The sequence below is a fragment of the Streptomyces sp. NPDC002566 genome (assembly GCF_042889585.1).
GTDB lineage: Bacteria > Actinomycetota > Actinomycetes > Streptomycetales > Streptomycetaceae > Streptomyces.
This window is the reverse complement of the sequence record NZ_JBIARD010000004.1, coordinates 920535-935072: the sequence shown is the minus strand read 5'-3', so window position 1 is coordinate 935072 and position 14538 is coordinate 920535. Positions and strand designations below refer to the sequence as shown.

At 72.5% G+C, this 14538-nt stretch carries 11 protein-coding genes; 4 read left to right on the top strand and 7 right to left on the bottom strand.

Going from position 1 to position 14538, the window contains the following annotated elements; translation table 11 throughout:
* The first annotated feature begins 121 nt into the window (after window positions 1-121).
* On the top strand, window positions 122-1114 hold the full coding sequence (gene hemB, locus ACFYXA_RS21440; protein ID WP_352245155.1) for a porphobilinogen synthase: 993 nt from the start codon (window positions 122-124) through the stop codon (window positions 1112-1114).
* Between the two features lie 22 nt (window positions 1115-1136).
* Here the strand turns inward: hemB and ACFYXA_RS21435 are convergent, their stop codons facing one another.
* Window positions 1137-1880 carry a DUF4232 domain-containing protein gene (locus tag ACFYXA_RS21435; protein WP_389035129.1) on the bottom strand — a complete coding sequence of 248 codons (744 nt, stop codon included), beginning with the start codon at window positions 1878-1880 and terminating at the stop codon, window positions 1137-1139.
* Between the two features lie 214 nt (window positions 1881-2094).
* Here ACFYXA_RS21435 and ACFYXA_RS21430 point away from each other — a divergent pair, with 214 nt between their 5' ends.
* A complete protein-coding gene (locus tag ACFYXA_RS21430; protein ID WP_389034998.1) occupies window positions 2095-3564 on the top strand; it encodes a helix-turn-helix domain-containing protein in 1470 nt (489 codons plus the stop codon).
* 164 nt (window positions 3565-3728) lie between these two features.
* Window positions 3729-4970 carry a PLP-dependent aminotransferase family protein gene (locus tag ACFYXA_RS21425; protein ID WP_389034995.1) on the top strand — a complete coding sequence of 414 codons (1242 nt, stop codon included), beginning with the start codon at window positions 3729-3731 and terminating at the stop codon, window positions 4968-4970.
* A gap of 24 nt (window positions 4971-4994) precedes the next feature.
* Here ACFYXA_RS21425 and ACFYXA_RS21420 read toward each other — a convergent pair whose 3' ends face one another.
* The 4 genes from ACFYXA_RS21420 to ACFYXA_RS21405 all read right to left on the bottom strand — a co-directional run bounded on the left by ACFYXA_RS21420 (window position 4995) and on the right by ACFYXA_RS21405 (window position 10115).
* A complete protein-coding gene (locus tag ACFYXA_RS21420; RefSeq protein ID WP_352245158.1) occupies window positions 4995-5792 on the bottom strand; it encodes a DUF4253 domain-containing protein in 798 nt (265 codons plus the stop codon).
* Window positions 5793-5846: 54 nt separating this feature from the next.
* Window positions 5847-7616: an arginine--tRNA ligase gene (gene argS / locus ACFYXA_RS21415; protein WP_352245159.1), complete on the bottom strand. Its 1770-nt coding sequence runs from the start codon at window positions 7614-7616 to the stop codon at window positions 5847-5849.
* A gap of 76 nt (window positions 7617-7692) precedes the next feature.
* Window positions 7693-8853, bottom strand: a complete 1161-nt coding sequence (locus ACFYXA_RS21410; RefSeq protein ID WP_352245160.1) for a hypothetical protein — start codon at window positions 8851-8853, stop codon at window positions 7693-7695.
* Window positions 8854-8900: 47 nt separating this feature from the next.
* Window positions 8901-10115, bottom strand: coding sequence for a hypothetical protein (locus tag ACFYXA_RS21405; protein ID WP_352245161.1), 1215 nt, complete (start codon window positions 10113-10115; stop codon window positions 8901-8903).
* Window positions 10116-10345: 230 nt separating this feature from the next.
* On the opposite strand from ACFYXA_RS21405, the gene lysS reads away from it, so the two are divergent.
* Window positions 10346-12088: a lysine--tRNA ligase gene (lysS, locus tag ACFYXA_RS21400; protein WP_389034989.1), complete on the top strand. Its 1743-nt coding sequence runs from the start codon at window positions 10346-10348 to the stop codon at window positions 12086-12088.
* Between the two features lie 40 nt (window positions 12089-12128).
* Here lysS and ACFYXA_RS21395 read toward each other — a convergent pair whose 3' ends face one another.
* Both ACFYXA_RS21395 and ACFYXA_RS21390 read right to left on the bottom strand, forming a co-directional pair.
* Window positions 12129-13409, bottom strand: a complete 1281-nt coding sequence (locus ACFYXA_RS21395; RefSeq protein WP_389034986.1) for a DUF2637 domain-containing protein — start codon at window positions 13407-13409, stop codon at window positions 12129-12131.
* A 75-nt stretch (window positions 13410-13484) separates the two neighbouring features.
* Window positions 13485-14426 (bottom strand): DUF3558 domain-containing protein, encoded by a 942-nt coding sequence (locus tag ACFYXA_RS21390; RefSeq protein WP_389034983.1) that lies wholly within the window; start codon window positions 14424-14426, stop codon window positions 13485-13487.
* Window positions 14427-14538 lie beyond the last annotated feature (112 nt).

Here is a 14538-nt window from a genome sequence, read left to right as displayed (position 1 = left end):
CGGCCGCACGGCCCCGCCCCCGAGTCGACGTCAGTCGCCGGGGGCGGGGCCGTCCGCGTCGGCGGCTCCACCGACCCGGCGTCGGTAAAGGGGCTGCCGGGGCGGGCGTAGCGTAGAGCGCATGACGAAGTACGGATCCTTTCCCGGTACGCGTCCCCGGCGGCTGCGCACCTCCCCCGTGATGCGGCGCATGGTCGCCGAGACCCGGCTGCATCCGGCCGACTTCATCCTGCCCGCGTTCGTGCGGGAGGGCGTGAGCGAGCCGGTGCCGATCCAGGCGATGCCCGGGGTCGTCCAGCACACCCGGGACAGTCTGAAGAAGGCGGCCGCCGAGGCGGTGGCGGCCGGGGTCTCCGGGATCATGCTGTTCGGGGTGCCGGAGGAGTCGAAGAAGGACGCGTTCGGGACGCCGGGGACGGATCCGGACGGGATCCTCCAGGTGGCGATCCGGGACGTGCGGGCCGAGGTCGGGGACGACCTGCTCGTCATGTCCGACCTGTGCCTGGACGAGACCACCGACCACGGGCACTGCGGTGTGCTGGACGAGGAAGGGCGCGTCGACAACGACGCCACCCTGGAGCGCTACGCCGAGATGGCCCAGGTCCAGGCCGACGCCGGCGCCCATGTGGTCGGCCCCAGCGGGATGATGGACGGGCAGATCGGCGTCATCCGGGACGCCCTGGACCAGATCGGCCGGGAGGACGTCGCGATCCTGGCCTACACAGCCAAGTACTCCTCCGCCTTCTACGGGCCCTTCCGGGAGGCGGTCGGTTCCTCGCTGAAGGGGGACCGCAAGACCTACCAGCAGGACCCGGCCAACCTGCGGGAGTCGCTGCGCGAACTGGCGCTGGACCTGGAGGAGGGGGCCGACATGGTGATGGTCAAGCCGGCCGGACCCTACCTGGACGTCCTCGCGCGCGTCGCCGACAGCGTGGACGTGCCCGTCGCCGCCTACCAGATCTCCGGCGAGTACTCGATGGTCGAGGCCGCCGCCGAGAAGGGCTGGCTCGACCGCGACCGGGCCATCCTGGAGACGCTGACCGGCATCAAGCGGGCCGGGGCGCGGAACATCCTCACCTACTGGGCCACCGAGGCGGCCCAGAAGCTCCGGTGAGCCGGCCGCTGCCTGCCGAGGGTCACCACTCGAGGGCGTCGGCCATGTCCTGCTGCCAGTACGTCACCTGCAGCGAGCTGTCGTAGTACACGCCTCCGGCCGGCAGGGAGGGCTTAGCCACCGCGCCGCCGTCGCTGTTGGGCGTGCGTCCCTGGAAGGCCACCGTCAGCTTCTTCGCCGTCATGCCGCCCTCGCCGCTGCCGTCGGCCGCCGACAGCAGGACGCCCGCGTAACCCGACTCACCGGGGGAGAGGGTCGTCACCGCCTGCGGCCGGGTCTCCTCCGCGGCCTGCGGCGCCCACTGCATCTCGTCGAAGCGCAGCACGGGGTAGTAGGTGAGGTCGCAGACCTTGCTGCCGGTGTTGGTGACGGTGATCAGCATGTGGTTCAGGGGGCGCGGGACCGGCTTGGCGGTCACCTTGGTGTTCGAGCCGTTGCACAGGACGCGGTTCTCCGGGGCGTTCGGGTCCGTGTCCTTGCCCTTGCCCTGCGGGGCGGTGACGGAGGTCTGCTTTCCGGACGTGCCGCCGGCGGGCTTCGCGTGCGAACCGGTGCCGGAGCCCGTGTTGGTGACCGTGCCGGAGCCCGTCGTCGTGCCCGTGGCCGCAGCCCCCGTGCTCCCGGTCTGCGGGGTGACCGCCGACGACACCGGCGTCGACGCGCCCTCGGTCTTCGTGCCCGTGCCGTCCTGGCACGCCGTGAGGGACAGGGCCGCGACGGCGGCGATCGCAGGGGCGAAGAGGGGGTTGGTGCGGCGGATGCGCATGGTGAAGACCCGTTCTCGGAAAAGGTGTTGGCGCAGGCTGCTCGACCGGTCGGCGGGAGCGGCGTGCTTGGATGACCTCAGCATGCGGGGTGATCCGTCCCGGCCGCCACGTCCGGCGGGCGATCAGGGACGCTGGAACGGACACAGCGCATCTGAGCTGGGAAAACAAGCCATCCCTGGAACGCGGGGGTGGGACATGGGGGGTGGGCGAACGGTGTCTGCGGCGGACTTCGCGGAGCTGTTGCGGGAGTTGAAGGACCGGTCCGGGCTCAGCTACGGAGCGCTCGCGAAACGGCTCCACATGAGTACGTCGACCCTGCACCGCTACTGCAACGGGGACGCCGTCCCCACCGACTACGCGCCGGTGGAACGGCTCGCCCGGCTCTGCAAGGCGACGCCCGCGCAACTGGTCGAGCTGCACCGGCGGTGGGTGCTGGCCGACGCGGGGCGCGGCAGGAAGGGGAGCGAGGCGTCGGCCGGCGACGACGGGGCGGACGCGGCGGCCGCCGGCGGTGGCGCGGTGAGCGGGACCACCGTGACCGCGGACGCGGTCGACGGGAACGGCGACGGCAGGGTCGGCGGCGACGGGGCGGACGCGGCGACCGCCGGCGGTGGCGCGGTGAGCGGGACCACCGTGACCGCGGACGCGGTCGACGGGAACGGCGCAGACAGGGCCGACGCCGCGACCGAGGTGCTCGAAGGGCCGGTGCGGGACCCGGGCGGTCCCGACGGCGACGGCGGGGCGCACGACCCCGGCGTACGGCGTCGCACACGCCTCGTCGCCGTCGTCGGCGCCGCCACCGCCCTCGGGGCCGTGGCCCTCGCCCTCTCCCTGAGCCTGCCGGGCGGCGACCGGGACGCCGGTGACGCGCGTCCGGCCGGCGCCGCGTCCGCGCCAGGGGCGGTGAGCGGCTCGCCGTCGGCCTCCGCCCCGTCCCTCTCCCCTTCCCCTTCCCCTTCCTCCGCCTCGCCCTCGGCTTCGACCGTGTCGCCGTCCGGTTCCCTGACGCCGTCGCGCCACGCCCGTGGAGGCGCCGCGGGGGCGGCCCCCGACCCCGGCGCGGCCGCGCCGCCCTTCACCGTCGACGTCCGCTCGCACGCCTGGATCGATCCCTGCTCACAGCGGTACCTGATCGACAGGGAGCCGGACCGGGTCGCGCCGCCGCCGCTCGAAGAGCATGCGCCCGCCTGGGTCGCCGCACACGGTGCCGTGCCCTCGGGGCAGCAGATGGTGGCGGTGACCGTGCAGGGGGCGGGGGACGAGACCGTCGTCCTGAACAGCCTGAGGGTCCGCACGGTGGAGAAGCGTTCACCACTCGCCTGGAACGACTACGCCATGGGGTACCCGGGTGTCGGTTGCGGCGGCGGCATGCCGAAGCGTCACTTCTCCGTCGCCCTCGACGCGGTGCGGCCGAATCCGGTGCCGGACGCGGGGTCGGAGGACTTCCCGTTCACGGTGAGCGAGTCCGATCCGGAGATCTACTACATCAGTGCCGACGCCTCCGCGTACGACGTGAGCTGGGTGCTGGAGCTGTCCTGGTCCAGCGGGCCGCGGCGGGGGACGCTGACCGTCGACGACCACGGCAAGCCGTTCCGCACCAGCGGCAACAACGGGCGGCCCGCCTACGAGTTTCCGGTCGGCGGTTCCGCGTGGGGCCGGGCAGGGGCTTCCCCGACGCCGTAGGAGTCGCACGGCACGGGCCTTCGTCGCGCCGCCCTTCCAGGACCGTGAGGACGTCCCACGGCGCACCTCACGTCCGGATCGTGGAAAGCAACGTGTAGACGACATCCACTTCCCTAGGCTGCGGGACGCGAGGCGTACGCCCCCGCAGCCGAAGGAGCCGTGCCATGATCGTCGTCCCAGCCGACACCTCAGCACCCGCCGACGCGGCGTCGACTGCCGTTCCCGCCACGCCCGTTCCGGCTCTCGCCGCACGCACCCTCGCCGTCGGCGGGTCGCCCGTGCGGGACATCCTGGCCGTCACCGCCCGGCCCGAGGTGATCAACTTCGCGGGCGGGCTGCCCGCACCGGAGCTGTTCGACCGGCAGGGCGTCGCCGACGCCTTCCGGCACGTGCTGGAGGAGACGCCCGGGCGGGCCCTGCAGTACTCCACCACCGAGGGCGAACCGGCGCTGCGCGAGCCGCTGGCGGCGCGCATGTCCGCGCGGGGGCTGCCGACCGGCGCCGACGACCTCCTCGTCACCGCCGGTTCGCAGCAGGCGCTGTCCCTCCTGGCCGCAGCCCTGCTCGACCCGGGCGACACCGTCCTCGTCGAGGACCCCTGCTACCTCGCCGCCCTCCAGGTCTTCGGCCTCGCGGGCGCCCGGGTCGTCCCGGTGCCAGGCGACGCGGACGGCCCAGACCCCGAGGCGCTCGCGGACCTGGTGGTCCGTGAACGCCCCAAGCTGCTGTACACCGTCCCCACTTTCCAGAACCCCACCGGCCGCACCCTCCCCGCCGAGCGCCGCGCCGCCCTCGCTGCCGTCGCCGCCCGCCACGGCCTGTGGATCGTCGAGGACGACCCCTACGGCGAACTGCGCTACGAGGGCGAGCGCGTCCCCTGGATCGCCGCCCACCCCGACGCCCGCGACCGGACCGTGCTGCTCGGCTCCTTCTCCAAGGTCATGGCCCCCGGTCTGCGGCTGGGCTGGCTGCGCGCCCCGGCACAGCTGCTTCGCGCCTGCGCGGTCGCCAAGCAGGCGGCCGACCTGCATACCCCGACCGTCAACCAGCTCGCCGCCGCCCGCTACCTGGCCGTCGCCGACCTGGACGCGCATGTGGCCCGCGTCGCCGGCGTCTACCGCGAACGCCGGGACGCCATGCTCGCCGGACTGCCCGGCGCCCTCCCCGAGGGGTCGGTCTGGAACCGGCCCGAGGGCGGCATGTTCCTGTGGGCGCGGCTGCCCGACGGCCACGACACGGCCGCCCTGCTGCCCGCGGTGGTCCGGCACGACGTGGCCTACGTCCCCGGCGCGCCCTTCCACGCCGGTGAGCCCGACCCGGCGACGCTGCGGCTGTGCTTCGTGACGCAGACGCCGGAGGAGATCGCGGAGGGGCTCAGCCGGCTGGGGCGGGCGCTCGGCGCGTGATGCCGGTCAAGCGTGTGACGTCGGTCAGTCCCACCGGAAGGTCCAGGCGCGTTCCCCCACGAGGCCCTTCGCGTACTCCCGCAAGGTCCGGTCGGCGAAGTTGTCCGGGCAGAAGGCGTAGTGCTCCGCCGCCAGCGCCTCGGCGTCGGCGAGCGTGACGGGCGGGGCCGCCACGGAGACGGTCAGCACGGCGAAGCCGAGGGCGACGACGCGTATGTGGAAGCGGTCCTCCCAGGACCGCAGGACCGCGCAGAGCCGGGCCACGTCGTCGTCGTGGTCGAGCGGCCCGCACCAGCCGACGGCCGCCGGCACGTCGGCGGAACGGCGGGCCGGGACCAGGGCCAGCCGGGGCTCCTCGAACCAGGGACGGGAGCCGTCGCAGAAGGCGTCCGCGAGCCGCGCGGCGGCGACCGCGGGATCGACGGTGAGGGAGGGGGCGGGCGCGAGACCGGGCCAGTCGGCGCTGTCGCCGTCGGTGACGTCGCCCGGCTCGCACTCCTCCCAGTGCTCGGCGAGGACCTCCTCCGCGTCGTGATCACCGGGGTAGGAGGCCAGCTGCGGCGCCAACTCCCATTCCTCGGGACCGCCTTGGGAGCCGCTCACCTCGACGAGTACGGGCAGCAGTCCCGCGCGGGCCGCCGGTCCGCCCAGCGCCGCCCAGCTTCCGGCGGACGCCGGCTGCTGCGCGCACCACAGCAGCGGCTCGTGCCACGTCCCCGCGTCCGTCGTGTCGATCAGCCGGCCCGGCGGCAGCCGGAGGCCGAGGGTGCGACCGCTCGGGTCGCAGGCCAGTGTGGGCAGCGGGTTGGGAAGAGTCGCCATGGCGGCGACTGTAGGGGCCGCCACTGACAACCGGTCACCGAGCCGGCGGCGCCGTCAGAGCTTGTCCGGGGTGCGGATGCCCAGGAGGGCCATGCCCCGGTGGAGGGTGCGGGCCGTCAGGTCGATGAGGAACAGACGGTTCTCCTTCTGCTCCACGGTCTCGGCCTTCAGGACCGGGCACTGGTCGTAGAACGTCGTCAGGTGCGAGGCCAGCTGGTAGAGGTACGAGGCGAGCTTGTGGGGCTCGTGCGCGGCCGCGACCTCCAGGACCGTCTCCCCGAACTGGTCCAGGTGCAGACCCAACGCCCGCTCGGCGGACGCGAGTTCCAGCTCCGGGTGGGGAGTCGGAGTCGCGCCCTCGGACTTGCGCAGGATCGACTGGACACGGGCGTACGCGTACTGGAGGTACACCGAGGTGTCGCCGTTGAGCGAGACCATCTGGTCCAGGTCGAACTTGTAGTCCCGGACCGCCGACGTCGACAGGTCGGCGTACTTCACCGCGCCGATGCCGACGTGCCGGCCGTTCTCCACGATCTCCTGCTCGGTCAGGCCGACCTTCTCCGCCTTCTCCCGCACGACGGCCGTCGCCCGCTCCACCGCCTCGTCGAGGAGGTCGACCAGCTTCACCGTCTCGCCCTCACGGGTCTTGAACGGCTTGCCGTCCATGCCCAGCACCGTGCCGAAGGCCAACTGGAAGGCCTTCACGTCGTCGTTGAGCCAGCCCGCCCTGCGCGCCGTCTCGAAGACCATCCTGAAGTGCAAGGACTGGCGGGCGTCCACGACGTAGAGGAGCGAGTCCGCCTTGAGGTTGAAGACGCGGTCGCGGATCGCGGAGAGGTCGGTCGCCGCGTAGCCGTAGCCGCCGTCCGACTTCTGCACGATCAGCGGGACCGGGTTGCCGTCCGGGCCCTTGACGTCCTCGAAGAAGACGCACAGCGCGCCCTCGGAGCGGACCGCCACGCCGGACTCCTCCAGGAGGCGGCAGGTCTCGGCCAGCATGTCGTTGTACCCGGACTCGCCGACGATGTCCGCGTCCCGGATCTCCATGTCCAGCTTCTCGAAGACGGAGAAGAAGTAGATCTTCGACTCGTCGACGAACTTCTGCCACATGGCGAGCGTGCGGGGCTCGCCGGCCTGGAGGTCGACCACCCGGCGACGCGCCCGCGTCTTGAACTCCTCGTCGGAGTCGAAGACCTTGCGCGCGGCCTTGTAGAGGCGGTCGAGGTTGGACATCGCCTCCTCGCCGCTCACCTCGGCGTCCTTGTGGTCCAACTCGTGCGGGTGCTCGTCCAGATACTGGATGAGCATGCCGAACTGGGTTCCCCAGTCGCCGATGTGGTGCCTGCGCACCACCGTCTCGCCGGTGAACTCAAGCAGTTGGACCGCCGCGTCCCCGATGACCGCCGAACGCAGGTGACCGACGTGCATCTCCTTGGCCACGTTCGGCTGGGCGTAGTCGATCACCGTCGTGCCCGGGTGCTCGGCGTACGGGACGCCGAGCCGGCCGGTGTCGTCGGCGTAGCGCGCGGCGAGGTTCTCCGTGATCGCCTTGTCCGCGACGGTGATGTTCAGGAAGCCGGGGCCCGAGACCTCGACGTCCTTGATCACCTCACCGGTGACGATCTCGGAGACCACCTTCGTCGCCAGCTCCCGCGGGTTCGCCTTCGCCTTCTTGGCCAGCGCGAGGATGCCGTTGGCCTGGAAGTCGGCCCGGTCGCTTCGTCGCAGCAGCGGGTCCGCGCCGGCGGCCTCCGGCAGGGTGGCCGAGAGGGCGGACGCGAGGTGCTGCTCGACGGAGTCGCTGAGGGACGTGACCGAGGCCATAGGAGTGGGTGCCGTTCTCCTCGTGGAATGGGTGGACCTCGTCAGTATCCCATGGGGGGCAAACCGGTTTTCCGGCTCACAAGTGGCTGCCCCGCTCCCTGCGCCGGCCGCGGTTCCACAGCACGACGGCGCCGCCCGTGAGGACGAGTGCCGTGGCGGCGCCGGCGGTCGCGGCGGCAGGACCGCCGCCGGTCCGGGCGAGCTGCCCGCCGCCGCCCTGCGGGGAGGGCTGCGAACCGCCGCCGCCCGGGGCGGTCGACGACGGGGCGGACGACGACGGGGTCGCCGAGGGCCTCGGCGTGGCCCCGGGCGAGGACGCCGGCGGCGTCGACGGGGTGGGCAGCGTCGTCGGCGAGGGAGACGCCGGGCCCTTGGCGAACTTCAGGACGAGGGTGGCCTCGTCGTTGGACCGGTTCGGGTCGAGCTCGTTCGGGGAGTCGAGTGAGGCCGGCACCCGGTACGTCGTGCCGGCGGCCTTCTTCGGGAAGTACCAGGCGAAGGGGAGCGTGACGGTGTCGCCCGGGGCCAAATCCTTCTCGACGTCACAGGTCAGGTAGTACGGGTCGGCCCAGCAACTCTCGTCGTAGGAGCCCCGCTCGGGCCAGTAGTCCTCGCCCATGCTGAAACTCACGGCTCCCAGCCGGGCGGGCCCGGGACCGTGGTTGGTCACGACGAGGTCGGCCTTCACCCGCTCGCCGACCTTCACCGGACCGGCGGGCGCCTTCCACGCGATGCCGAGGTCGGCGGCCGTCCCGACCTTGACCTTCCCCGTCGCGGTGTTGTCCTGGGGCTTGGGGTCGACCGCGTCGCCGATGTCGGCGGTGGCGGTGAACACGAGTTCCGTCCCCGGCGTCACCTTCGTGTCGACCTTGACCAGCACGTACGCCGCCAGGCTGGACTTGTTCTCACTGTTCGCCACACAGATGACCGTCCGGCCGTCGGCGGACGGCGTGCAGTCGGCGTTGGTCGCGTCGTCGACGTTCTTCTCGAAGGTGACGCCTTCCGGCAGCGCCAACCGGACGGCGAGCCGCGACACCTTCCCCGACACGACGTCGACGCCCGCCCGCAGGCCGAGGCTCTTGCCCGGCGCGGTGGTCTTCCGGACCGGCTCGACGCCCGCCCGCACGTCGACCGGATCGGCGGCCGGCGCCGCGTGCGCTGCCGTCGCCGTCGCGGCCAGCAGCGACAGCGTCGCCGCCCCTGTTCCGGCGTACAGGCGTCCCCATCGTGTGCGCATGTGAGAGTTCCCCCTTGGTCAACAGGAATGGTCGGGATCAGGGGCGGTCAACGCGGGTCGCGCTCGTCGCGGCGCATCCGCGCGCGTACGGCGAGCAGCGCGCCGCCCGCGACGACGAGCACCGCGGCGCCGGCGGCGAGGGCGGGCATCGGCCCGGCGCCGGTGGCGGCGAGGTGCCCGCCCCCGCTCTGCGGGGTGACGCCCGAGCCGCCCCCGGTGACCGGCGCCGGTGAGGCGGTCGCCCCGGGCCCGGACCCGGACGCCGTCGGCGTGGGAGTCGGCTTCGGGCCGGACGTGGAAGTCGGCTTGGGAGTGGGCTTCGGGGGCTTCGGGCCGGGCGTGGGCGTCTTGGCGACGTCCAGGACCAGTTCGGCGCGGTCGTTGTCCGCGCACGGGTCGAGCGCGTCGTAGAACAGGGTGGTGAGGATCCGGAACTTCTTGCCGCCCGACTCCTTCGGGAAGGTCCAGCGCAGCTCGAAGGTGTGGCTCTCGCCGGCCGCCAGCTCCGACGGGGTCTCGCAGACCAGGACGTTCGGGTCCGCCCAGCAGCTCGCGGGCGCGGCCGGCCAGGTCCGCAACGCCCCCGAGTCGATGTGCAGCTTCACGGCCTGGCCCGCGGGGGCGGCGAGCGGCCCGTGGTTGGTGACGACCAGCTTCGTCACGACCGGCCGGCCGGGCCGCGCCGGGGCGGTCGGCGGCTGCCAGGAGACGCCGACGTCCGTGCCGGTCGCCGCCCTGACGGTCGCCGTCGCCGTGTTGTCCTCCGGCTTGTCGTCGACCGCGTCGCCGATGTCGGTCGTCGCCGTGACCGTGAGGGCGGCGCCCGGGTTCACGTCCTTGTCGACGCGGATGCCGAGCTGCTCCCAGACGTGCTCGTGCGGGGCGTCCAGTGAGCGGCAGGTGACGGTCCGGCCGTCGGCGGAGGGCAGACAGCGCTGGTACTCGAGGTTGTTCGGGTCGGTGGGGCGCGCGTAGGTCAGCCCGGCCGGCAGGGTGAGCGTGACGGCCAGCTTCGGGACGGCGCCGGTGACGAGGTCGGTGACGAGGTGCAGCTGGAACACGCGGCCCGGGGCCGCGGAGGTGGGCTCGGGGCGCAGGGTCGTCCGGACGTCGGCGTGAGCGGGTGGGGCGGGTGCTGCTGCGGGTGCGGCCTGGGCGATCGTCGGAGTGAGGGAGCCGAGCAGCAGCGCTGCGGTCGCCGTGGCCCCCGCCACCGTCGTCGCCGTGGGCCTCGCCGTCGTACGTCTCGGTCCGGACCGCATGTCCCCACACCCTTCACCCGGCTGGTTCGACGAACAGTTGGACAACCCGGGGACGCCGACGGTTGTACTTGAGTCGAGCGCGACGGTCGGAAGTCGTTTTCGTGCTCGGGGGTGGGGCTGGGACAATGGGTGAGCCGGACGTGCGACCGTGACGGCCGCCGTCGGGGAAGTTGCAGACGCATCCCTGATCGATCCAGACGCATTCCTGATCGATCACTGACAAAGAGGACGTGCCGAACGTGGCTCAGAGCACCGAGACCACCGACTGGGTCTCCCGTTTCGCGGATGAGGTCATCGAGGAGTCGGAGCGTCGGGCCCCCGGCAAACCCGTCGTGGTCGCGTCCGGTCTCTCCCCCTCCGGCCCCATCCACCTGGGGAACCTGCGCGAGGTCATGACCCCGCACCTCGTCGCCGACGAGGTCCGCCGGCGCGGACACGAGGTCCGGCACCTCATCTCCTGGGACGACTACGACCGCTACCGCAAGGTGCCGAACGGCATCCCCGGCGTGGACGCCTCCTACGCCGAGCACATCGGCAAGCCCCTGACCTCCGTACCGGCCCCGGCCGGGTCGCCGTACCCGAACTGGGCCGAGCACTTCAAGGCCGCGATGGTGGAGGCGCTGGCCGAGCTGGGCGTGGAGTTCGACGGGATCAGCCAGACCGCGCAGTACACCTCGGGCGTCTACCGGGAGCAGATCCTGCACGCCGTCCGGCACCGGGGCGAGATCGACGCGATCCTCGACCAGTACCGGACCAAGAAGGCCCCGGCGAAGAAGCAGCAGCAGAAGCCGGTCGACGCCGCCGAGCTGGAGGCCGCAGAGGGTTCGGGCGCGGCCGCCGAGGACGACGGCAGCTCCGCTTCCGCCGGCTACTTCCCGTACAAGCCGTACTGCGGCAACTGCGAGAAGGACCTCACCACGGTCACCTCCTACGACGACGACAGCACCGAGCTGACGTACGCCTGCGAGGCCTGCGGCTTCTCCGAGACCGTGCGGCTCAACGAGTTCAACCGCGGCAAGCTGGTCTGGAAGGTCGACTGGCCGATGCGCTGGGCGTACGAGGGCGTCGTGTTCGAGCCCAGCGGCGTCGACCACTCCTCCCCGGGGTCCAGCTTCCAGGTGGGCGGCCAGATCGTCGGCATCTTCGGCGGGAAGCAGCCGATCGGCCCGATGTACGCGTTCGTCGGCATCAGCGGCATGGCCAAGATGTCCTCGTCGAAGGGCGGGGTGCCCACCCCCGGCGACGCGCTGAAGATCATGGAGCCGCAGATCCTGCGCTGGCTGTACGCCCGCCGCCGGCCCAACCAGTCCTTCAAGATCGCCTTCGACCAGGAGATCCAGCGGCTCTACGACGAGTGGGACAAGCTGGACGCCAAGGTCGCCGACGGCTCCGCGCTGCCGGCCGACGTCGCCGCGCACTCGCGCGCGGTGCGCACCGCCGCCGGCGAGCTGCCCCGCACGGCCCGGCCGCTGCCGTACCGGACGCTGGCCTCCGTCGCCGACATCACCGCGGGCCACCAGGACCAGGCGCTGCGGATCCTCTCCGAGCTCGACCCGGAGAACCCGCTGACCTCCCTGGAGGAGGCCCGGCCGCGCTACGACCGGGCCGAGGCCTGGATCAACACGCAGGTCCCCGCCGACCAGCGGACCATCGTGCGCGAGGAGCCGGACGCGGAACTGCTGAAGTCCCTCGACGAGACATCCCGGCAGTCGCTGCAGTTGCTGCTCGACGGGCTGGAGTCGCACTGGTCGCTGGACGGGCTGACGCACCTCGTGTACGGCGTGCCGAAGGTGCAGGCCGGGTTCGCGGCGGACGCCACGCCCAAGGAGCTGCCGGCCGAGATCAAGACCGCGCAGCGGTCGTTCTTCGCGCTGCTCTACCACCTGCTGGTCGGCCGTGACACCGGCCCGCGCCTGCCCACGCTGCTGCTGGCGGTGGGACAGGAGCGGGTGCGGGCCCTGCTCGGGGAGTAACCGCCGGACGACGAGGGGCCCTCCTCGGAGGGCCCCTTCGTCATGCGATGTGGTCTTCTTCCAGTTCCGCCGAGTGGCGCTTCTGGAAGCGTTCCGTCAGCGTCTTCAGGTCGCCCGGGCTCAGGGTCCTCCCGTAGGTCGCCTGGATGTTGTCGCCGAGGACGCGCGGGGTGGGGTAACTGCCGTCTATCGACTGGCGGAACACCTGGTAGTAGGCGTCCTCGTCCGGCTCCGGGGCGCCGCCGCCGTCGCCCAGTTCCCGGGTGCGGCCGGGAGCCACGGGGATGGGGAAGCTGCCGGTCTCCTCGGGGGAAGGCTCCTGGGACGGGGGCTCCTGCGTGTACTGCTCCTCGTACTCCTCGGCCTGGAGCTGCTCCTCGTACCACTGCTGGTACTGGGCCTCGGGGTCGTAGTCAGGGTTGTAGCCGCCGTGGTACTCGACCTGCTGCGGGTGCCGGGCGTGCAGCCACTGGCTCACGTCGGGCTCTGCCTGGCCGCCCTGCTGCGGAGCGTTCCGGTCGCCGCCCAGTGCGGGGCGCTGCCGCTCGCCGGGAGCCGCCGCCACCCGTGCCGCCTCGGCCTGGGGCTCGGGTACCGGCTCGGGCTCGGGGGCCGGGGGCAGCAGGGCCGGCTTGATGCCCGCCGCCGCGAGACCCGCCGGGGCCGTCTCGGCCAGGGGGACGCCGTAGCGGGCCAGGCGCAGGGGCATCAGCGACTCGACCGGGGCCTTGCGCCGCCAGGCACGGCCGAAGCGGGAGCGCAGCCGGGCCTGGTAGACGAGACGTTCCTGCTCCAGCTTGATGACCTGCTCGTAGGAGCGCAGCTCCCACAGTTTCATCCGCCGCCACAGCAGGAACGTCGGAACCGGGGAGAGCAGCCAGCGGGTGAGGCGGACGCCCTCCATGTGCTTGTCGGCGGTGATGTCGGCGATCCGGCCGATGGCGTGCCGGGCGGCCTCGACAGACACCACGAACAGGACCGGGATCACCGCGTGCATGCCGACGCCGAGCGGGTCCGGCCAGGCGGCGGCGCCGTTGAACGCGATCGTCGCCGCCGTCAGCAGCCACGCCGTCTGCCGCAGCAGGGGGAACGGGATCCGGATCCACGTCAGCAGAAGATCCAGCGCGAGCAGGACGCAGATGCCCGCGTCGATGCCGATCGGGAACACGTAACTGAAGTTCCCGAAGCCCTTCTTGAGGGCCAGTTCACGTACCGCCGCGTAGGAACCGGCGAAGCCGATGCCCGCGATGATGACGGCGCCGAACACGACGACACCGATGAGAACGCGGTGTGTCCGAGTCAGCTCTATAGGCGCGGCCACCCGCACCCCCTCCCTTTGCGTGTTGTTGCGCGCAACAGGGTGGCACACGTGTACGGCGAACGTACTGCCGGTCTGTCAGCTCTTCGGTGCGGCGGAGGCCGAGGCGGACGGCGACCCGGTGGACGCGGACGGCGCCGGCGAGGAGGCCGGCGGCTTGGACGGCGACCCGGTCGAGGGCTTGGACGGCGAGGTGCCCGCGCCCGAACCGCCTTCCGTGGCACCGCCGTTGGCCGCGCGGACCGCCGACACGACTTCCTTGGCGGCCTTCTCCGCGGCCTTCGTCAGCGTGTCCGCGCTGGGGGCCTTCTCGCCGGCCAGACCCGCGCCGTTGTAGTCGAGGGAGACGACGACGTTTTCCACGCGCGCGACGACCGTCTGCTGCTTGAAGGCGCCCTCGCTCTTCTTCAGGTCGTACCGCACGGTCGTCGCCTGGTCGCCGGTGCCCGTGAGCGCCTGCGTCTTCGCGTTCGCCGCGCCGGATACCTCCTGGGCGCCCTTGACCTGCTTGGCGTAGTAGTCCTGCGCCTGCTGCTCGCCGGAGGTCGACGTGGTGGAGTCGAAGCGCAGCAGGGAGACGTTCAGCCAGCGGAACTGCGAGCCCTTGACCCCGTTGTTCTGGAGGCTGGACCAGGAGCACGAGGCGCGGGCGTCGGTGTCGCTCGACGCGCCCTCCTTGCCGGACGCCGACGCCTTCGGCACCAGATCGGTGAGGGTCTGCTTCGACAGCGACTTGCAGGCCTCCGGCAGCTTCGCGTACGCGGCCGCCGGCACGGTCGGCTGCGCGCTGACCGTGGCGCCGGCCCCCGCGGCGGCTTCGGCGCCGGTCTTCTGCGCGGCGTCCTCCGAGCCGGAGTCGGAGGAGCAGCCGACGGCGAGCAGCATCACGGGCAGCGCGGCCGCTGCGGCGAGGGCGCGGTTCAGGCCTCCGACGCGCCGCGTGCGGCGCTCGTGCGGGGCGCGCCCGTCACGGTCCGCGCGCTGGTCGTGCTGGTCGTCTCGCTGGGCTCGTCGCTGCATGGTTCCTTCACTCATCACGCTCGTGGTTCCTGCGGTCTGATCGGGTCCAAGGGGTCACGGTACGCCGTGAAGGAGGCGTGCGGTTCCGCTTCCCCCGGGCGGCCGGCGGAGG